Below are 20,266 nucleotides of genomic sequence, written 5' to 3'. Positions count from 1 at the left end.
CTCCATTGAATCGGAACCGGGGCCTGACGGTGATTTACCTGAAGGTTTTTAGACGTCTGCCGCCCGGGCCTTGAGGGCACGGGCAACGCCGTCGCGGTTTTCGAGCATCATGCGCCGCAGGGCGCTGCTGTCCGCCGGCAGTTCGGCGAGGAACTTGTCCGTGCGGTCAACCGTGGCCTGCGTGGTCAGCTGCGCCGGGTAGAGCCCGACGACGATTTGCTGGGCCAGCGCATGGGTGCGGTTGGCAACAATCTCCGGGACCGCCTCGAAGTACCCTTCGGCGTATGGCTCCAACAGGGAGGTGTCCAGCACCCGCGTGAAGCCGGTGACGGCGGAGCTTTGAATGGCGTTGGAAAGCTCGCCCGTGACGACGATCTTCTTCCATGCGGCGGCCTTGGCCTCGGGAGTGGGAAGGGCCGCCGTGGCCAAGGCGGCTGCGTTCTGGCCATTGGCCGTGTGGTCGCGCTCGAGTTCGGCGTCGATCCGGTCCTGGCCCTCGCGCCCGCCAACCACCAGCGACGTGAGGAGTTCCCAGCGCAAGTCCTGGTCAACCGTCAGGCCATCCAGGACGGTGCTGCCGTCCAGGACCGCCTGGATTGTGTCCAGTTGGGAGCTGCTCGCGGCGAGCAAGGCAAACGACTTCACGAATTGGAGCTGGGCGTCCGATCCGGCAGCTGCGGTCCTCGAGAGTTCCAACAGTGTGTCCGCCGCGGCCACCGTGGCGGCATCCTTGTGCTCCGCTGCGACGTAGTAGGTCAGGGTGGTGGCCAGTTGGCGGAGCTGGGTCTGGATCACCGAGGAGTCGGTCTCGGATGCGATGTTCGCCAGGATCAGCTCGGCGTAGCCCCGGGCGGGGGTTTCGCCGTCGCGGGCCGCGTCCCAGGCCGAGCCCCACACCAGGGTGCGGGGCAGGCTGCCGGCGAAGTCCTTCAGGTGGGCCTTCGCGGTGGCCAAGGATGCGGGGTCGAGGCGCACCTTCGCGTAGGCGAGGTCGTCGTCGTTGAGCAGGACAAGGCCCGGGCGCGCCATTCCGGCAAGGGCCGGGACGTCGGTCCGGGGCCCGTCGACGTCGAGCTCCTCCCGGTGGGTCCTCTCAAGTTTGCCTTCGCCCGAGAGATCGTAGAATCCGACGGCGAGGCGGTGCGGTCGCAGCGTGGGCTGCTCGTCGATAGCCGTCTGCACGATCGCAAAAGACCTGATGGTTCCGTCCGCGTCGACCTCGAGCTCGGGGGAGAGGGTGTTGACGCCGGCGGTCTCGAGCCAGAGCTTTCCCCACTGGTCCAGGTCGCGGCCGCTGGCAGCTTCGAGTTCCTTCATCAGGTCCACGAGCTCGGTGTTCTGCCAGGCATGCTTCTGGAAATATTCGCGGACGCCGGCCATGAACTGTTCCGGCCCAACCCAGGCAACCAACTGCCGCAGGACGGAAGCTCCCTTGGCATAGGTGATGCCGTCGAAGTTGACCTCGACGTCCTGGAGATCGTTGATCTCGGCAAAAATCGGGTGCGTCGTGGGCAATTGGTCCTGCCGGTACGCCCAGGACTTCTCCACCGAGGCAAAGGTGGTCCAGGCCCGGTCGAATTCGGTGTTTTCGACGGCGGCCAGGTGGGACATGTACTCGGCAAACGACTCGTTGAGCCAGAGGTCGTTCCACCAGCGCATCGTGACGAGGTCTCCGAACCACATGTGGGCCAACTCGTGCAGCACGGTGATGGCGCGGCGTTCAACCTGGGCGTCAGTGACCTTGCCGCGGAAGACGTAGCCCTCGAGGATGGTCACCGCGCCGGCGTTTTCCATCGCGCCGGCATTGAACTCGGGAACGAACAGTTGGTCGTACTTCTCGAAGGGATACGGGAATCCGAACTGGGCCTCGAAGAACTCAAAACCCTGGCGGGTCAGTTCGAAGATGTTGTCGGCGTCCAAGTACTGCATGAGGGACTTGCGGGCGAACACCCCGAGCGGGATGACGCGGCCATCGGAGCTGGTGACCTTGCTGCGGACCGTTTGGTACGGCCCTGCGACCAAGGCAGTGACGTAGGAAGAGATGCGGGGAGTGGGGGCGAAATGCCAGACGGAGCGGGCACCGCCGTCGTCCCCGGGAGTGGTTTCCACCGGTACCGGAGTAGGCGAGTTGGAGATCAGGTCCCAGTGCGAGGGCGCCGTGACCGTGAACGTGAATGCGGCCTTGAGGTCCGGCTGTTCGAACACGGCGAACATGCGGCGGGAATCGGGCACCTCGAACTGTGTGTACAGGTAGACCTCGTTGTCCACGGGGTCCACGAAACGGTGGAGGCCCTCACCGGTGTTCATGTAGGGGGCATCGGCGACTACTCTGAGTTCGTTCTCGGCGGCGAGCCCGGCCAGTTGGATGCGGACGCCGTCGGACACCGCTGCCGGATCGAGTTCGGTGCCGTTGAGCGTCACGCTGTGCACGGTCTCCGTGATGGCGTCGATAAAGCTCGAGGAGCCCTCGACGGCGGAAAACTTCACCACCGTGGTGGAGCCGAAGACGGTGGCGCCCTTCGTCAAGTCGAGGGTGACGTCGTACGAGGTCACGGTGAGCAATTCTGCGCGCTGTCCGGCTTCGGCGCGCGTCAGGTTCAGGCCTGGCAAGGTTTGCCTCCAAGAGGGTTTCGAGAAGCCGGTTGGTTTCAGCCAGCGCCGGCGCTGTGAAGTCATTCTTTCACTTGATCCCGGCTTGGCAAGGAAGCTCGATCACAGTGTCGTCGGCGCGGGGTAGCGTTGGAATATGGGAAAGATGCGCGACTCGTTGGACCTCCGGGCACTCCGCTTTGCGGTGGCATTTCCGCTGCTGCTGGCTGGCGCATTTGGCGTATGCGCACTCATGTTGCGCAAAAACCTTCCGGATCCTGTCGCCATCGCTTGGAACGCCGACGGCGGAGTCAGCTTTGCGCCGTTCCTCGCCTACGTTCTCGGCGGAGGAGGGTTTCTGATCGTGGCTGGCTGGCTGGTGTTCATCCAGGCGGTTCCCCTTGCCCGGCCCGTGATTATGCGCAGGGTCATGATGGGCATGGGCCTCATGGTGACCCTCTTCATCACCGCTGTACTTGCCGCCGGGCTCGTGGGGCAAACGGGCCTCGCCGACGCCCGCAGCTCGCACGTTGATGCCACGGTCCTCGCGTTGGGAGCGGGTGCGGCGTTGCCCCTGGGCGTCGTCATGATGATGGCTTTCAAGCCTGACCCGCATTGGACACCTGAGGACGACGCCGCCCTCGAGGCCGAACGAATCCGGACGGAAGACCCCGGCCTGGCGGAGGATTCCATGTTGCTGTGGGTCCATGCGCGGAGTTCGGTGTTCGTGATGATTTGCGTGGCCACTTTGTTCCCCGCCATGTTGATCGCGATTGCGCTCCCGTGGTTGGGCGCATTGTTGGCAATGGTCGCCGTCATCGGAGCGTGTTTCCTGTTCGTCCGCGTCCGGGCGGACAGGGGAGGGGTGCAGGTCTTTGTCGCGGGCGTTCTGCGGGTCCTCAGGGTGCCGGCCGTTGATATCGCAGGCGCGGCCGCGCAGGAAGTCAGGGCGGCCGACTTTGGCGGCTGGGGACTCCGGCACCACGGAGGAGCCACGGCCATGCTCGTGAGCAGCGGTCCCGCCGTCGTCGTCCGTCAGGTCAGCGGCCGCAGGGTGGCGTTCAGCGCCGGGACCTCGGCCACGGCGGACCGGCTCGCGGGAATCCTGAACCGCGTCGCGGCGCGTGCCCAGCGAGGTGAACAGCCTCCGGCCAGTTGAGCGCCGGAAGGTATCCGGCGCGGGGGCTTCGTCTTAAGAGGTGAGCCAGGGTCCGGTCCTAGTAACCTAGGAACCGCATCCCTCACCGCCGCGCCCGGCTTTGCCGCGTTCGCGCGCCAGACTGAATGGACTTCCTGTGACCACACCCCGCGTCCACATTGCCACGGACCACGCCGGCATGGAGCTCAGCGCCCACCTCGTAAGCCACCTCACGGCCAAGGGCTACGACGTCGTTGACCACGGCCCCAAGGAGTACGACGCCCTTGATGACTACCCGTCGTTCTGCATCAATGCTGCCGCTGCCGTGGTCGCCGACCAAGAGGCCGGCGTTCACGCATTGGGCATCGTCCTGGGCGGATCGGGCAACGGCGAACAAATTGCCGCGAACAAGGTCAAGGGTGTCCGGGCCGCGCTCGCCTGGAACCTCTCCACTGCGAAACTGGCCCGAGAGCACAACGACGCCAACGTGGTCGCCGTCGGCGGCCGCCAGCACACCGTTGAGGAAGCCACAGAACTGATCGAGGCTTTCCTGGAAGAACCGTTCAGCAACGACGAACGCCACGTGCGCCGCATCGGAAAAATCGCCACTTACGAGAACACCGGCGAAATCGTTGCCTAATGCCTGAAGGGCATTCCATCCATCGCCTGGCACGCCAGTTCCAGGATGTTTTTGCCGGCCGAATGCTGGAGCTCTCCAGCCCCCAAGGCCGTTTCACCGCAGGTGCGGCGCTATTGAACCGCCACGAGCTGCTTGAAGCGACGGCGCACGGCAAGCAGCTCTTCCTCCGTTTTGACCACGGGATGCTCCTGCATGTCCATCTGGGTCTCTACGGTGCGTGGAATTTCGGTGGCGATGAATCCTTCCGCGGGGCCTCGAGCATCGGGGCGCCGCGGCGGATCGGCGAACGCGAGACCTTCTCACATGATGCGGGCGCAGGGAGCCCCGGAAGCAGCTATGCGGGTCCGCCCGAGCCGGTGGGCGCCGTCCGAGTGCGACTCGTTTCTGAGAACGGCTGGGCGGACCTGAGGGGCGCCACGACGTGCGCGGCAATCACCGAGGCAGAGGCCGCGGCTGTCCTGGCACGCTTAGGTCCCGATCCGCTGCACAATCGCCCTGGCGACCGCGAGGAGTTCATCCGCCGCTTGCTGCGCCGCAAGACCGCCGTCGGGCTCCTCCTCATGGACCAGTCGATCGTGGCCGGTATCGGCAACATTTACCGTGCGGAGGTGCTCTTCCGCCAGGGCGTTGATCCTTGGACTCCCGGCAGCTCGCTGAACGCCGAAACCGGCGGACGTCTGTGGGATGACACAGTGGCGGCTATGTCCGACGGTGTCCGTGACGGGCGGATTGTTACGACCCCTTCGGCTTTGTGGAGCGGCGGGAACGCGGAAGCGCTCGACGGCGACGCGCACTTTGTCTACAAGCGGCAGGGACAGCCGTGCCGGCGATGCGGAGAGGCGGTGGGGATGGCAGAGATTGGTGCGCGCAAACTCTATTGGTGCCCCGGCTGCCAGAACTGACGCCAGGCGCGCGCAAACACCAGGCGCGGGCGGGCGCAAACACCAGGAAAGAACGAAGGGCCCCTCGCCGAGGGGCCCTTCGTTCCTGGAGGGGACGACGGGAATCGAACCCGCGTAATCAGTTTGGAAGACTGAGGCTTTACCATTAAGCTACGTCCCCGGGCAAGACTGCATGGATCTCTATGGACATCACAAAGTGTTCCGCACATCTTTCCGGTGGCTGTTGAAGCCGGATATAACTAAACCTAATTCAGGGGCCAAGTGTCAAATGTGCATTCTCCGCCGAGATGCCCGTAGACTGTCCTGTGCATTCACGGGGTGTAGCTCAGCTTGGCTAGAGCGCCTGCTTTGGGAGCAGGAAGTCGCAGGTTCAAATCCTGTCACCCCGACTCTGTGTGCCTGTCCCGATCCGGGACGCGGCAGAACCCCATCCCACAAAACCAGGAGTACTTAGACTGTGAAGAGCGCTGTCGAGAACCTCACCGCCACGCGGGTCAAGCTCAACGTTGAGGTTCCCTTTGAGGAACTGAAGCCGAGCATCGATGCCGCTTACAAGACCGTTGCTTCGCAGATCCAGGTTCCCGGGTTCCGCAAGGGCAAGGTTCCCTCCAAGCTGGTTGACCAGCGCGTTGGCCGTGGCTACGTCTTGGAGACCGCCATCAACGATGGCCTCAACGGCTGGTACCAGGCTGCCGTCCAGGAAGCCGGCCTCCGCCCGCTGAGCCGCCCCGAAGTTGAGATCACCGAGGTTCCGGACCCGTCCTCGACCGACGGTGAACTGAAGTTCCAGGTCGAGATCGACGTCCGTCCCGAGGTTGAGCTGCCCGACTACGCCGGCATCAAGGTCGAGGTTGCCGCAGCGGATTCCTCCGACGCCGACGTCGACAAGGCCCTGGATGAGCTCCGCGGCCGCTTCGGCACGCTGAAGTCCGTTGACCGCCCGGCCGCCGATGGTGACTTCCTGACCATCGACATCACCGCCACCATCGACGGTGCCGAGATCGACTCCGCCACGGGCCTGTCCTACCAGGTTGGCGCAGGCACCATGCTTGAGGGCCTCGACGAGGCAGTCACCGGCCTTTCGGCCGAAGAAGAAGCAATCTTCGACACGACTCTGGTTGGCGGCGAGCACGCCGGCGAGGCAGCCCAGGTCAAGGTTGTCGTCAAGACCGTCAAGGAGCGCGAGCTTCCCGAGGCCAACGACGACTTCGCCCAGTTGGCATCGGAGTTCGACACCCTTGCCGAACTGCGTGAAGACCTTGCCAAGCAGGCCGCCGAGTCCAAGGTCGTCGGCCAGGGTGTCGAAGCCCGCGACAAGGTCCTGGACAAGCTCGTCGAGCTCATCGAGGTTCCGGTTCCGGACTCTGTCGTTGAAGAGCAGCTCGAAGCACACTTCAACCCGGAGAACGCCCACGGTGAAGGCGAGCACGACACCGAGGAGCACCGCGCCGAGGTCAAGGCCAACACGGCCCGCGCCTTCCAGAACGAAATCATCCTTGACGCCATTGCCGACAAGGAAGAAGTGAGCGTCAGCCAGAACGAGCTGATCGACTACATCGTCAGCACGGCAAGCCAGTACGGCATGGACCCGAACCAGTTCGCCCAGATCATCGATCAGAGCGGCCAGGTTCCCATGATGGTTTCCGAGGTGCGTCGCCGTAAGGCCCTCGCAGTTGTCCTCGGCCAGGCCGAGGTTGTCGACTCCGAAGGCAACAAGGTGGACCTCAGCGACTTCGTGCGCCCCGCTGGTGAAGAGGCCTCCGTCGAGGAAGCCGAAGAAGCAGCTGTTGTTCCGAGCGACGACCCCGCTGCAGTGAAGTTCTAGTTTCAACTCTCGCCGCCCCCGGATCCTTGATCCGGGGGCGGCTTGGTTTAAGCCCGGGGAGCGCGGAAAGCGACCCCTTCCGCAATCGTGCGCCGTCAGCGAACAGTGCGATTTGGGAGAACAAATCGCCGTGGAAAACGGTTAGTGTCCAAGTAGTGAAGATCAGGGATGGCAAGTTCAGCAATGGCCCTGTCACCAGCGAGAGGTAAGTACTAATGTCACAGCACGCAGAGGCGCCCAGGATGGCAACCGTCGATCCAGCGGCCCAGGACAACTACATCTACAACCGCCTGCTGAAAGAGCGCATCATCTGGCTCGGATCCGAAGTCCGTGATGAAAACGCCAATGCGATCTGCTCCCAGCTCCTCCTCCTCTCCGCTGAAGACCCGGAGAAGGACATCTACCTGTACATCAACTCTCCTGGCGGCTCCGTGACCGCCGGCATGGCCATTTACGACACGATGCAGTTCATCCCGAACGACGTCGTGACCGTTGCCACCGGGCTGGCGGCCTCCATGGGTCAGTTCCTCCTTTCCTCGGGCACCAAGGGCAAGCGCTACGCCACGCCCAACGCCCGCATCCTGATGCACCAGCCCTCCGGCGGCATCGGTGGCACGGCGTCGGATATCAAGATCCAGGCGGAGCTGATCCTTCACATGAAGAAGGTCATGGCCGAGCTGACAGCCGAACAGACCGGACAGACCGTGGAGACCATCCTCAAGGACAACGACCGCGACAAGTGGTTCACGGCCACCGAGGCCCTCGCCTACGGCTTCTTCGACAAGATCTCTGCCCACGCGGGATCGGTCGCCGGCGGCGGCGGTACGGCCAATTCCTCGAATTCCGAGGCCTCCTCGAACTCCGAGAAGTAAACCGGCACCAAGAAACATTCAGATCAGGAGCAATAAAATGAACTACAACTTTGGATGGTCTGCCGGTAATCTCCCGTCCAGCCGCTACGTACTCCCGCAATTCGAGGAGCGCACGCCCTACGGCTTCAAGCGCCAGGACCCGTACACGAAGCTCTTCGAGGACCGCATCATCTTCCTCGGTGTGCAGGTTGACGACGCTTCCGCAGACGACATCATGGCCCAGCTGCTGGTGCTCGAGTCCACGGACCCGGACCGCGACATCACGTTGTACATCAACTCCCCGGGCGGTTCGTTCACGGCCATGACGGCTATTTACGACACCATGCAGTACATCCGCCCTGAGATCCAGACCGTTTGCCTGGGCCAGGCCGCAAGCGCCGCAGCCGTGCTGCTCGCCGCCGGCACTCCCGGCAAGCGCCTCGCATTGCCGAACGCCCGCGTCCTGATCCACCAGCCGGCGCTCTCCGGCGGCCAGGGCGGACAGGCCTCGGACCTTGAGATCCAGGCTGCTGAAGTCATGCGCATGCGCACGTGGCTCGAGGACACGCTTGCCCACCACTCGGGCCGTACCTCGGAGCAGGTCAACAATGACATCGAGCGCGACAAGATCCTCACCGCCGCCGAGGCGATGGACTATGGATTGATCGACCAGGTGCTCGATTCCCGCAAGATCAAGCCCCAGGCGATCGCAAGGTAACTGGCCAAAACTCGACGCCGGTGCGGTTCAGGAAATATGGACCGCATCGGCGTTCTGTTTCAACCCAAGCAGCCCATTGTGTCCTACAGTGGAAGTTGTCATGGTGGCGCCCCCGCTGCGATCTTCCGATCTTGGCAGATAGGTACGGGGCTGCACCACCCGCATGAAACGAAGGGATTCCCACATGGCTCGGATTGGCGAGAGCACGGATCTGCTGAAGTGTTCTTTCTGCGGAAAGAGCCAGAAGCAGGTTCGGAAGCTGATTGCCGGGCCCGGCGTGTACATCTGCGACGAGTGCATCGAGCTCTGCAACGAGATCATCGAAGAGGAGCTCGCGGAAGTATCGGATCTTGGCAGCTTCGAGTTGCCCAAGCCGCGGGAGATCTTCGATTTCCTCCAGGAGTACGTCATTGGCCAGGAGCCCGCGAAACGCTCCCTCGCCGTCGCGGTGTACAACCACTACAAGCGCATCCAGGCCGGCCACGCACCGAAGACCGGCCTTGGCGAAGGCGGACACCACGAAGACGTGGAGATCGCCAAATCCAACATCCTGCTGATTGGCCCCACCGGCTGCGGTAAGACCTACCTGGCTCAAACCCTGGCCCGCCGCTTGAACGTACCCTTCGCCGTCGCTGACGCCACGGCCCTGACTGAGGCCGGGTACGTCGGCGAAGATGTCGAAAACATCCTGTTGAAGCTCATCCAGGCCGCAGACTACGACGTCAAGAAGGCCGAACAAGGCATCATCTACATCGACGAGATCGACAAGATTTCGCGCAAGAGCGAGAACCCGTCCATCACGCGCGACGTGTCCGGCGAAGGCGTGCAGCAGGCGCTCCTGAAGATCCTTGAGGGCACAGTGGCCTCGGTTCCGCCGCAGGGCGGACGTAAACACCCGCATCAGGAATTCATCCAGATCGACACCACTAACGTGCTGTTCATTGTGGCCGGTGCTTTCGCCGGGCTCGAGGACATCATTGGATCGCGGTCCGGACGGAAGGGCATTGGCTTCGGGTCCCCGCTCAACGAGGTCAAGGACAACGCGGACAGCTACGGCGAGGTGATGCCGGAGGATCTGCTCAAGTTCGGGCTGATTCCCGAATTCATCGGGCGCCTGCCAGTGATCACCACTGTGTCCAACCTTGACCGTTCCGCGCTCATCCAGATTCTCTCCAAGCCCAAGAACGCCCTGATCAAGCAGTACCAGAAGATGTTCCAGCTGGACGGCGTGGAGCTTTTGTTCGACGACGACGCCCTGGACTCGATCGCGGACCAAGCCCTTGAACGTGGCACCGGAGCCCGCGGCCTGCGTGCCATCATGGAGGAAGTGCTGCTGCCGGTCATGTTCGACCTGCCCAGCAGGGATGACATCGCCAGCGTCGTCATCACTGCCGATGCCGTGAACAAGAAGGGCCAGCCCACCATGATCGCGCACGAGGTCATTGCGAAGCGTCGGAATAAGTCCGCCTAGCCAGAGGTTGGCATGATTGGTGCCGGACACCGTTTTCGTCCGCCTACCCGCGCCCCTTACGCCTATCGAAGGAGTTCCCTGTGCCCGAGCAGACCGCCAACAAGGTCGATTTCTGGTTCGATCCCATGTGCCCATTTGCCTGGGTGACATCCCGCTGGATCGGTGAAGTGGAAGACGTCCGCGGCATCGAGACCAACTGGAACGTCATGAGTCTCTCGGTCCTCAACGAAGGCCGCGAACTGCCTGCCGAATACACCGAGAAGATGAAGCAGGGCTGGGGACCTGTCCGTGTCATCATCGCCGCCAGCGAGCTGCACGGAAACGAGTACATCAAGCCGCTATACGACGCGATGGGTTCCCTCATCCACCACGAAGGCATCAAGGATTTCGCCGAGGTCATCTCCAAGGCACTGGCGGAAACCGGACTGCCGGCCGAGTTGGCCCGCTTCGCTGATTCCGAGGAATACGATGTCCAGCTGCGTGCCAGCCACGAATCGGGGATCTCCCTGGTAGGCCAGGACGTGGGCACCCCGGTAGTCGCCGTCAACGGCACGGCCTTCTTCGGCCCGGTCCTCACCCGTATCCCCCGAGGGGAAGAAGCCGGGCGGATCTGGGACGCCACTGTCACCTTGGCCGGCTACCCGCATTTCTTCGAGCTCAAGCGCAGCCGCACGGAAAGCCCGGAATTCAACTAGCCTTGAATTCAAATAGCCTGGGCCGTCGCGGCCGTTAGGGCCGCAGGCCCGGCTATTTCAGGAATCGCGAGGTTCTACGGTCCGCCAGGATCTTTCCGTTTGTCTGGCAGCCGGGGCAATACTGCAGCGCGGTGTCGGCAAAGGACACCTCGCGGATGGTGGTCCCGCACACGGGGCAGGGCTGTCCCGCCCGGCCGTGGACCCGCATGGTGTTCCGCTTGGTGTCCTTGAGTTCGCTTGAGGCTTTCCCGACGGCGACGGCTACGGCCGCACCCAGGACACTTTCGATGGACTCGTAGAGGACACGGGTTGTGTCCTTGTCCAACGACTTGGCGATCGCGAACGGTGAAATCCTGGCGGCGTGAAGGATCTCGTCGCTGTAGGCGTTGCCGATGCCCGCGATGACGCTTTGGCTCCGTAGGAGTCCCTTGATCTGGCGCGCGCTTGTGGCAAGGATTCCGGCCAGGGTTTCCTCCGTGAAGGCAGGGCTCAGCGGGTCCGGGCCGAGTGTCGCGATCCCGGGAACGTCCAAGGGGCTGAGCACCACGTATATGGCCAGGCTTTTCTTTGTTCCGGCCTCCGTCAGGTCCACGCCGACGTGCGTTGAGCCGTCGCCCTTGGTGAAGCCGAGCCTCGCGGCAATATTACTGCCGCCCATCCGGAGCTGGCTCTGCGACGGCTGCTCCGTGTAGCGGAGCCACCCGGCCTTGGCGAGGTGGAAGATGAAATGGATTCCCTCGGCGTCTAGACTGACGAACTTGCCGAAGCGTTCCACCCCGACGATTTTGCGGCCCTCCAGGGCCGAGTAGGGCGGATCGGCTGTCTTCAACACGGCAAAAGAAGCGATCTGGATCTTCGTCAGTTCGGCACCGAGAAGATTCCTGCCCAGGAAGGCAGTCAGCCCGGCCACTTCGGGAAGTTCTGGCATAGCAACACTGTGCCACAAAGCGCCCACCCCCAGAACCCCGGAGGCCCGCAGCGACGCCCCCGAATTACATGCCAGTAGTTCCCGGAGGGGGCTTGTGCTGGCCGGTGAGCGGGTCAAGAATAGAACTTACCCACTTCGAAAGAAGAGGGACACGGAAACCAGAGATTCAGTGATATGCATCTGACGCAGCCTTCGGCAAAGTTGGATGCAAGCTACCAGTGACGAGGTAGGAAGACCTGAAAGTCCGAGGATTCCGCCAGACTGTCAAGACGTCACCAGGCAGCCGAAAAGTCGAAGCCCCACCAACGGCTAAACGCTGATGGGGCTTCCCCTTTGCCCGGAAATCCCAGGTGCCCGGAAACTTCCCGGATTCTTCGAAACTACGCCTGGGCGGGCTCCTCGGCAGGCGCGAGGACCACGTCGCTCACCGTGAGTTCGCCCTCCGCGGCTACCAGTGAGATCTCCTGCGCGTTGGCCGCGGCCTTCAGGTCTCCCAGTCCGGCTTCCAGCTGTGCAACAAACGACTCAGTAGCGGTGATTGTGGCGGAGAGGACCTCTGTGCGCTGTTTGACCTTGGCCTCGGACTTGGCCTTGCGGATGCCGCTCAGCGCGATGCCGACGGTGCCCAGCATGGTGGTGTCGCCGTCGACGATTTCCACGGCTGCCGGCCACGCCGCGCGGTGGACTGAACCCGTGCGCCACCAGCTCCAGACCTCTTCGGTGGCGAAGGGCAGGAACGGCGCGAACAGGCGCAACAGCGAGTCCAGCGTGGTGGCAAGGGCGGCAAGCACGGATGCCTGCTCAGTCTCGCCGGCCGCACCGTAGGCGCGGTCCTTGATGAGCTCCACGTAGTCGTCCGTGAACTGCCAGAAGAACGATTCCGTGATCTGCAGGGCGCGGGCGTAGTCGTAGTTGTCGAACGACTTGGTGGACTGCGCCACGACGTCGGCCAACTGTGCCAAAAGTGCCCGGTCCAGGGCGTTGCTCAGAACGGAGAGGTCCGCGCCGACAACCGAGTTCTCCGTAGCGCCCAGGTTCAACACGAACTTGGAGGCGTTGAGCAGCTTGATGGCCAGGCGGCGGCCGATCTTCATCTGGGCGATCTCGTAGGCGGTGTCAGCACCGAGCTTGGCGGACGCGGCCCAGTAACGGACGGCGTCGGAGCCGAATTCGTTCAGGACGTCGGTGGGGACAACCACGTTGCCCTTGGACTTGGACATCTTCTTGCGGTCCGGGTCCAGGATCCAGCCCGAGATGGCTGCGTGCTTCCACGGAGCGCTGTTCTGCAGGGAATCCGCCCGGACAGCCGAGGAGAAAAGCCAGGTGCGGATGATGTCGTGGCCCTGCGGGCGGAGGTCGAAGGGGTAGACCTTGCCGAACAGTTCCTCGTCACGGCTCCAGCCGCCCACGATCTGAGGAGTCAGCGAAGACGTGGCCCAGGTGTCCAGGACGTCGGCGTCTCCGATGAAACCGTTGGGCTGCTCGCGCTGGGACTCGTCGAAACCTGGGGCCGCGTCGGCCGCGGGGTCCACGGGAAGGGACTCGTCGGACGGCAGGATCGGGTTCTCGTAGTCCGGGTTGCCCTGGGCATCCAGCGGGTACCAGACGGGGATCGGCACGCCGAAGAAGCGCTGGCGTGAAACGAGCCAGTCGCCATTCAGCCCGGAGATCCAGTTCTCGTAGCGGGAACGCATGAAGGACGGGTGGAAGTCGATCTCGTGTCCGCGCGCGATCAACCGTTCGCGGCGGTCCTCGTCGCGGCCGCCATTGCGGATGTACCACTGGCGCGACGTGACAACTTCAAGGGGCTTGTCGCCCTTCTCGAAGAAGTTCACGGGGTGGGTGATCTTCTTGGGCTCGCCATCCAGCAGATCGGCGGCAACGAGAAGCTCAACAACCCTCTCCTTGGCAGAGAACGCCGTCTTGCCGGCAATCGCCGCGTAGGCTTCCTTGCCGGCGTCGGTGGTGATCCACTCGGGTGTCTCGGCGATGATGCGGCCGTCGCGGCCCATGATGGCGCGTGTGGGCAGCTGCAGTTCGCGCCACCAGGTGACGTCAGTCAGGTCGCCGAAGGTACAGACCATCGCGATGCCGGAGCCCTTGTCCGCCTTGGCAAGCGGGTGGGCCTTGACCTCGAGTTCGACGTCGAACAGGGGGGACGTGACGGTCTTGCCGAACAACGGCTGGTAGCGCTCGTCGTCGGGGTTCGCCACCAACGCGGCGCACGCGGCGAGGAGTTCCGGACGCGTTGTCTCGATATAGATCTTCTCGCCGTCAGCGGTGAAGAAGGGGTAGCGGTAGTACGCGCCGGCAACCTCGCGGTCCTCCAGCTCGGCCTGCGCGACGGCGGTACGGAACGTCACATCCCATAGGGTGGGGGCCTCGGCCATGTAGGCGTCACCGGCGTTCAGGTTGGCGAGGAAGGCACGCTGGGACACCGCACGGGAGGTGTCGTCGATGGTGCGGTACGTCAGGTCCCAGTCAACGGACAGGCCGAGTGTCTGGAACAGGTTCTCGAAGACCTTCTCGTCCTCGACGGCGAGTTCCTCACAGAGTTCGATGAAGTTCTGGCGCGAGACGACGTCGAAGTCGCGCTGGTTCTTCGCCGGCTGCGCCGGTGGGCGGTACTCCGCGTTGTAGGGAATGGCGGGATCGCAGCGGACACCGTAGTAGTTCTGGACGCGGCGCTCGGTGGGCAGCCCGTTATCGTCCCAGCCCATCGGGTAGAAGACGTTCTTGCCGGTCATGCGCATGTAGCGGGCCTGGACATCCGTCTGCGTGAACGAGAACATGTGGCCCACGTGGAGCGAACCGGATGCGGTGGGCGGGGGAGTGTCGATCGAGTAGACCTGCTCCCGGGTGGTGTCCGGGTTGAACTTGTAGGTTCCTTCGTCCAGCCAGCGCTGCGTCAAGGCAGCCTCAAGGCCTTCAAGGGCCGGCTTGTCGGGAACGTTGATGGGGGCGGTGGCGGGCGTGTCTGTACCCTGCGTTGATTCAGCCATGGGCCAATTGTTTCATGGCGCCCTTTGTTCCGTGGCACGCGGACGTGCAGTAGCATGCGGCTCATGGCGGAACTCAAGGACGTTCTGGTGATAAAGCGCATCTATGACGAAGCAGCCGACTACGACGGCTACCGGGTTCTGGTGGACCGGCTCTGGCCGCGAGGGGTATCCAAAGAACGCGCCCGTTTGGATCTGTGGCTCAAGGAGATCGCTCCCTCGCCGCCGCTGCGCACCGAGTTTGCCCATATGCAGGAGCGATTCGAGGACTTCCGCCGCGCTTACCTGGCCGAGCTGGAACAGAATCCTGCCGTGGAGCAGGTGCTGGAGCTGGCCGCCGCGGAAAAGCGTGTGACGCTGCTCTACGGCGCCAGGGATCCTGAAGTCAACCACGCCCGCGTGCTGCGGGAGTTCCTGCTGCGTACCGGGGCGGCGGACACATGACGCCGCAGCATCCGCGCTTTGCGCGGGCCTACGCCCGGGCGGTTCCCGCGATAAACATGCGCGGCGGCAACGAGCACCGGCGCAGCTTGCTGTCCGACCTCCGGGGCCGCGTCGTCGAGGTCGGCGCCGGCGAGGGCTCGTCGTTCGGCCTGTACCCGGCCACCGTGGAAAGCGTCCTCGCGGTTGAGCCCGATGACTACCTCAGGGGGCTTGCTCGAGCTAAGGCCCGGCTCGCGGCTGTACCGGTCACGGTTGTTCCAGGAACCGCCGAGAACATTCCGGCGGCCGACGGTGAGGCGGACGCCGTCGTGGTCAGTCTTGTCCTCTGCAGCGTCGCGGACCAAGCGGCCGCGTTGGCGGAAATCCGCCGCGTGCTTCGGCCCGGCGGAACCTTGGCGTTCTACGAGCATGTCCGCTCGGACAAGAGGCTTCTCGCAGCCGTCGAGGATCTGCTCACTCCGGTCTGGCAGCACGTGGCCGGAGGCTGCCATCCCAACCGCAATACCCTTCAGGCGATCGGCGACGCCGGCTTCCAGGTGCTGCAGAGCGAGCGTTTCGGCTTCTCTGCCGGACCACTGTCCCCGCCGATCGCCCACATTCTTGGCCGTGCGGTTTCTCCCGGTGAACCACGTTAGGGTGGTGCCATGACTGAGGAAGTACAGACGAAGACCGCAGTAGTGACCGGCGCCAGCACGGGAATCGGCGAAGCCACAGTGCGGGCCCTCGCCGCAGATGGATGGAAGGTATTCGCCGTCGCCCGCCGTGCGGAACGGCTCGAGGCACTCGGCGCCGAGAGCGGCGCTGTGCCGTTCGCCGCGGATATCACCAATGACGACGACGTCGCGGCCTTGCTCTCGGCCGTCACCGAGGCAGGCGGAGCAGACACGCTCATCAACATTGCCGGCGGCGCACGGGGCGCAGACACCCTGGCCAATGCGCAGACCGAAGACTGGGACTGGATGTACCAAGTCAACGTGCTCGGCACCTTGAAGCTGACCCGGGCCTTCCTGCCGATGCTGCGGGCCAACGGCGAGGGCACCGTTTTGAACCTGACGTCGACGGCGGGATTCACTGCCTACGAGGGCGGCGGCGGGTACAACGCGGCCAAGTTCGCCCAGCACGCCATGACCGGCGCCCTGCGCCTGGAGGAAGCCGAGAACAACATCCGCGTCATCGAGGTGGCACCCGGGCTCGTCCGCACGGAGGAATTCGCGCTCAACCGTCTCGGCGATGCCACAGCGGCAGCCAAGGTGTACGCCGGCGTCGAGAAGCCGCTCACGCCGGAAGACGTCGCCGACGTCGTCAAGTACGCCGTCTCATTGCCGCACCACATCAACCTGGACGAGATTATCGTCCGCCCGGTGGCGCAGGCCGCCACCCACAAGTTGATCCGCAAAGGCTAAGGTCCCGGCGTCGCGCGCCCCATCCCCCAAGTGGAGCTCGCGGCGCCGCTGCCGCTAGACTTGTGGCACAAGCTTTGACCCGGACATCACCGGTGAGCTTCCGGAAGAACGCCCCCGCCACTACGGGAGTCAGTAGAACCGGACGGGTAAGCCCGTCACAGCAGCAATGAGCGGCCGACGCCGGATCAGCTCCTTTCCAAAAGGAGCAGAGTTGGCGCCGGTAAGTGAGGTGGTACCGCGGTACCGGCGCTGTTGGAAACAACGCAGCTGGCGCCGTCCTCGCATCCTGAATGAAACTTTGTGTTCACCGGCTCAACCCAGGATGAAGAGATGACGTATTACCCCAAGGCCTCCACAACTCCGTCCGGCACCTCAACAGGCGTGTCCGCCTCCGTGAAGTTCCCGGAGATCGAAGAGCGCATCCTCAAGTACTGGGATGAAGACGGCACCTTCCAGGCCAGCATCGACAACCGCAGCGCTGATCTGCCCGGCGGGCACCCCGGCAGCAACGAGTTCGTCTTCTACGACGGTCCTCCCTTCGCCAACGGACTGCCCCACTACGGCCACCTCCTGACCGGCTACGCCAAGGACCTGGTAGGCCGTTACCAGACCCAGCGCGGCAAGCGCGTCGAACGGCGCTTCGGCTGGGATACCCACGGCCTGCCCGCTGAACTCGAAGCCATGAAGCAACTGGGCATGACGGACAAGACGCAGATCGAGGCGATGGGCATCGACAAGTTCAACGACGCCTGCCGTGCCTCCGTCATGAAGTACGCAGACGAATGGAAGAGCTACGTCACGCGCCAGGCACGCTGGGTGGACTTCGACAACGACTACAAGACCCTCAACGTCGAGTACATGGAGTCTGTCCTTTGGGCCTTCAAGCAGCTCCACGAGAAGGGCCTCACCTACAACGGGTACCGCGTCCTGCCGTACTGCTGGAAGGACGAGACGCCGCTGTCCAACCATGAGTTGCGCATGGATGACGATGTCTACAAGAACCGCCAGGACCAGACCGTCACCGTGACCTTCCCCATCAAGGCAGGGGAGTCGGAACTCTCCAAGTCCCTTGAAGGCGTGCAGGCGCTCGCGTGGACCACGACCCCCTGGACGCTGCCCACCAACCTGGCGCTCGCCGTCGGGCCCGACATCTCTTACGCCGTGGTTCCGGCCGGTCCCAACGGGATCAAGGCCGCCTCCGCGGAGGCTCCGGTGACGGGCAGCTTCCTGCTGGCCGCCGATCTTCTCGGCACCTACGCCAAGGATCTGGGGTACGGTGATGGTGCCGATGGCGGTGCTGCCGCCACCGCCGCCGTCACGGCAAGCTACGCGGGCACCGAGTTGGCCGGACTGGAATACGAGCCGCTCTGGGACTACTTCTCCGACACCGAGAAATACGGCACGCAGAACGGCTGGCGCTTCCTCGTGGCGGACTACGTCACTACCACCGACGGTACGGGCATCGTTCACCAGGCCCCGGCCTACGGTGAAGACGACCAGAAAGTCTGTGAGGACGCGGGTATCCCCGTGGTGCTCTCCGTCGACGAAGGCGCCAAGTTCCTCCACCTGTTCGCACACGGACCGCTCGCCGAAATCTCCGGGCTGCAGGTATTCGATGCCAACAAGCCGATCACACAGGCACTGCGTTCCGGCGGCCGCCTGGTCCGACAGGCCAGCTACGAGCACAGCTACCCGCACTGCTGGCGCTGCCGCAACCCCCTGATCTACCGCGCAGTGTCCTCCTGGTACGTGGAGGTCACCAAGTTCAAGGACCGCATGTCCGAACTGAACCAGGAGATCAACTGGATCCCGGGCAACGTCAAGGACGGACAGTTCGGCAAATGGCTGGCCAACGCCCGCGACTGGTCCATCAGCCGCAACCGTTACTGGGGCTCGCCCATCCCGGTGTGGCAGTCCGACGACCCCGAATATCCGCGCACCGACGTCTACGGCTCGCTCGCCGAGATGGAAGCCGATTTTGGCCGCCTTCCGATGAACAACGACGGCCAAGTTGACCTGCACCGCCCGTTCATCGACGAACTCACCCGGCCCAACCCGGACGACCCGCGCTCGCCGGAAGAGGGCCAGTCCACCATGCGCCGGGTCGAGGACGTCCTGGACGTCTGGTTCGACTCGGGCTCCATGCCCTACGGCCAGGTGCACTATCCGTTCCAGAACGAGGAATGGTTCGACACCCACAACCCGGCAGACTTCATCGTCGAGTACATCGGGCAGACCCGCGGCTGGTTCTACATGCTGCACATCCTGTCCACGGCACTCTTCGACCGGCCGGCCTTCCGCAATGTGATCAGCCATGGCATCGTCCTGGGCTCCGACGGGCAGAAGATGTCCAAGAGCCTGCGCAACTACCCGGATGTCTCCGAGGTCCTGGACCGCGACGGTTCCGACGCCATGCGCTGGTTCCTGATGTCCAGCCCCATCCTGCGTGGCGGCAACCTCGTAGTCACCGAACAGGGAATCCGCGACGGCGTCCGCCAGGTCATCCTGCCGCTGTGGAATGTCTACAGCTTCTTCACGCTGTACACGAACGCCTCCAATGGAGGCGCCGGCTATGACGCCAAACTGCGCTACGACGGCTACACGGACACGCTGGACCAGTACTTGCTGGCAAATACCGGCGACCTCGTCCGCAACATCACTTCCAGCTTGGACGAGTACGACATTTCAGGAGCCTGCGATGAATTGCGCAGCTACCTGGACATGCTTACCAACTGGTACGTTCGCCGCAGCCGTCAGCGTTTCTTCGACGAGAACACCGACGCCTTCGACGCCCTCTACACGGCACTCGAGGCCGTCTGCCGTGTCTCGGCATCACTGCTTCCCCTCGTTTCCGAGGAGATCTGGCGCGGCCTGACCGGCGGGCGCTCCGTGCACTTGGCTGACTGGCCCGAGGCCTCGCTGTTCCCGGCAAACCCCGGACTCGTCGAGGCGATGGACCGTGTCCAGCAGATCTGCTCCACGGGTTCCAGCCTGCGCAAGGCCGCCAACCTTCGCGTCCGCCTGCCGCTGCAGGAGCTCACGGTGGTGGCACCCGGTGCTGATGCGCTGGAAGGCTTCGCCGCCGTCGTCGCGGATGAGCTGAACCTGCGTTCCGTCCGCCTCCTCGACGCCGCCACGGCGTCGCCGGAGGAATTCGGCATCGAGCAGAAGCTTGTGGTCAATGCCCGCGCGGCAGGTCCGCGCTTGGGCAAGAACGTCCAGCAGGCCATCAAGGGTTCCAAGTCCGGCGACTGGTCTGTTTCCGATGCAGGGGTTGTCACGGCAGGCGGCCTTGAGCTGGAACCGCAGGAGTACACGCTTGAGACCGTCGTCGCGGAATCTGCTGACGGTTCGTCCGCGGCCGTCGCTGTCCTTCCGGGCGGTGGCTTCGTGGTCCTGAACACCGAAGTCACTCCGGAACTGGCTGCCGAAGGCCTGGCGCGGGACATGGTCCGTGCCATCCAGCAGGCCCGCAAGGACGCAGGACTCAACGTCAGCGACCGCATCCACACCACAGTCCTGGCAGTCCACGACGTTGTTGACGCCTTGCGCGCCAACGAAGAGCTGGTCAAGACCGAAACCCTGTCCCTCAAGCTCGACCCCGTCGTCTCCGGCGACGCCGTCGAGCCGCAGATCACCGTTACCAAGATCGAGGCCTAGAAC

General features: G+C 63.8%; 15 protein-coding genes and 2 tRNA genes. 13 read left to right on the top strand and 4 right to left on the bottom strand.

All coding sequences use genetic code 11. The annotated features are described in order from the left end of the window. Positions 1–48 precede the first annotated feature (48 nt). Entirely contained in the window at positions 49–2,610 is a 2,562-nt protein-coding gene (pepN, locus tag QRN52_RS06565; RefSeq protein ID WP_284751946.1) for an aminopeptidase N, read from the bottom strand. Positions 2,611–2,746: 136 nt separating this feature from the next. Here pepN and QRN52_RS06560 point away from each other — a divergent pair, with 136 nt between their 5' ends. The 3 genes from QRN52_RS06560 (at position 2,747) to QRN52_RS06550 (ending at position 5,269) form a co-directional block, all read left to right on the top strand. Then, positions 2,747–3,748: a hypothetical protein gene (locus tag QRN52_RS06560; protein ID WP_284751945.1), complete on the top strand. Its 1,002-nt coding sequence runs from the start codon at positions 2,747–2,749 to the stop codon at positions 3,746–3,748. Between the two features lie 136 nt (positions 3,749–3,884). Beyond that, positions 3,885–4,367 carry a ribose-5-phosphate isomerase gene (locus QRN52_RS06555; protein WP_284751944.1) on the top strand — a complete coding sequence of 161 codons (483 nt, stop codon included), beginning with the start codon at positions 3,885–3,887 and terminating at the stop codon, positions 4,365–4,367. Further along, positions 4,367–5,269 carry an Fpg/Nei family DNA glycosylase gene (locus tag QRN52_RS06550; RefSeq protein WP_284751943.1) on the top strand — a complete coding sequence of 301 codons (903 nt, stop codon included), beginning with the start codon at positions 4,367–4,369 and terminating at the stop codon, positions 5,267–5,269. Before QRN52_RS06555 ends, QRN52_RS06550 begins: the two co-directional genes overlap by 1 nt. Positions 5,270–5,355: 86 nt before the next feature. Here the strand turns inward: QRN52_RS06550 and QRN52_RS06545 are convergent. Then, positions 5,356–5,429, bottom strand: a tRNA-Gly gene (locus tag QRN52_RS06545). A 154-nt stretch (positions 5,430–5,583) separates the two neighbouring features. On the opposite strand from QRN52_RS06545, the gene QRN52_RS06540 reads away from it, so the two are divergent. The 6 genes from QRN52_RS06540 to QRN52_RS06515 all read left to right on the top strand — a co-directional run bounded on the left by QRN52_RS06540 (position 5,584) and on the right by QRN52_RS06515 (position 10,829). Then, positions 5,584–5,658 (top strand) — tRNA-Pro (locus QRN52_RS06540). Between the two features lie 68 nt (positions 5,659–5,726). Next, positions 5,727–7,094: a trigger factor gene (gene tig, locus QRN52_RS06535; protein WP_284751942.1), complete on the top strand. Its 1,368-nt coding sequence runs from the start codon at positions 5,727–5,729 to the stop codon at positions 7,092–7,094. Positions 7,095–7,336: 242 nt separating this feature from the next. Further along, positions 7,337–7,966 (top strand): ATP-dependent Clp protease proteolytic subunit, encoded by a 630-nt coding sequence (locus QRN52_RS06530; RefSeq protein WP_284751984.1) that lies wholly within the window; start codon positions 7,337–7,339, stop codon positions 7,964–7,966. Positions 7,967–8,003: 37 nt separating this feature from the next. Continuing rightward, positions 8,004–8,663, top strand: a complete 660-nt coding sequence (locus tag QRN52_RS06525) for an ATP-dependent Clp protease proteolytic subunit (RefSeq protein WP_078108671.1) — start codon at positions 8,004–8,006, stop codon at positions 8,661–8,663. Between the two features lie 184 nt (positions 8,664–8,847). After that, positions 8,848–10,134, top strand: coding sequence for an ATP-dependent Clp protease ATP-binding subunit ClpX (clpX, locus tag QRN52_RS06520; protein WP_284751941.1), 1,287 nt, complete (start codon positions 8,848–8,850; stop codon positions 10,132–10,134). Positions 10,135–10,214: 80 nt separating this feature from the next. Then, positions 10,215–10,829: a mycothiol-dependent nitroreductase Rv2466c family protein gene (locus QRN52_RS06515; RefSeq protein ID WP_284751940.1), complete on the top strand. Its 615-nt coding sequence runs from the start codon at positions 10,215–10,217 to the stop codon at positions 10,827–10,829. 52 nt (positions 10,830–10,881) lie between these two features. On the opposite strand, the gene QRN52_RS06510 is transcribed toward QRN52_RS06515, so the two are convergent. Continuing rightward, positions 10,882–11,757 carry a DNA-formamidopyrimidine glycosylase family protein gene (locus QRN52_RS06510; RefSeq protein ID WP_284751939.1) on the bottom strand — a complete coding sequence of 292 codons (876 nt, stop codon included), beginning with the start codon at positions 11,755–11,757 and terminating at the stop codon, positions 10,882–10,884. A 380-nt stretch (positions 11,758–12,137) separates the two neighbouring features. Further along, on the bottom strand, positions 12,138–14,759 hold the full coding sequence (gene valS / locus QRN52_RS06505) for a valine--tRNA ligase (RefSeq protein WP_284751938.1): 2,622 nt from the start codon (positions 14,757–14,759) through the stop codon (positions 12,138–12,140). Positions 14,760–14,822: 63 nt separating this feature from the next. On the opposite strand from valS, the gene QRN52_RS06500 reads away from it, so the two are divergent. The 4 genes from QRN52_RS06500 to ileS all read left to right on the top strand — a co-directional run bounded on the left by QRN52_RS06500 (position 14,823) and on the right by ileS (position 20,263). After that, on the top strand, positions 14,823–15,200 hold the full coding sequence (locus QRN52_RS06500) for a DUF488 domain-containing protein (RefSeq protein WP_284751937.1): 378 nt from the start codon (positions 14,823–14,825) through the stop codon (positions 15,198–15,200). Beyond that, the gene (locus QRN52_RS06495) at positions 15,197–15,835 is read left to right on the top strand and encodes a class I SAM-dependent methyltransferase (RefSeq protein ID WP_284751936.1); all 639 of its coding nucleotides are present in this window, start codon (positions 15,197–15,199) and stop codon (positions 15,833–15,835) included. The genes QRN52_RS06500 and QRN52_RS06495 overlap by 4 nt, the downstream gene beginning before the upstream one ends. Positions 15,836–15,844: 9 nt before the next feature. Further along, on the top strand, positions 15,845–16,603 hold the full coding sequence (locus QRN52_RS06490) for an SDR family oxidoreductase (protein WP_284751935.1): 759 nt from the start codon (positions 15,845–15,847) through the stop codon (positions 16,601–16,603). Between the two features lie 330 nt (positions 16,604–16,933). Continuing rightward, positions 16,934–20,263 carry an isoleucine--tRNA ligase gene (gene ileS / locus QRN52_RS06485; protein ID WP_284751934.1) on the top strand — a complete coding sequence of 1,110 codons (3,330 nt, stop codon included), beginning with the start codon at positions 16,934–16,936 and terminating at the stop codon, positions 20,261–20,263. Positions 20,264–20,266: the final 3 nt, after the last annotated feature.

Origin of the sequence: Arthrobacter sp. efr-133-R2A-120 (genome assembly GCF_030209835.1) — a bacterium.
Lineage (GTDB): Bacteria > Actinomycetota > Actinomycetes > Actinomycetales > Micrococcaceae > Arthrobacter.
Note: the sequence above shows the minus strand (reverse complement) of the source record. Positions and strands in the feature narration are given on the sequence as shown.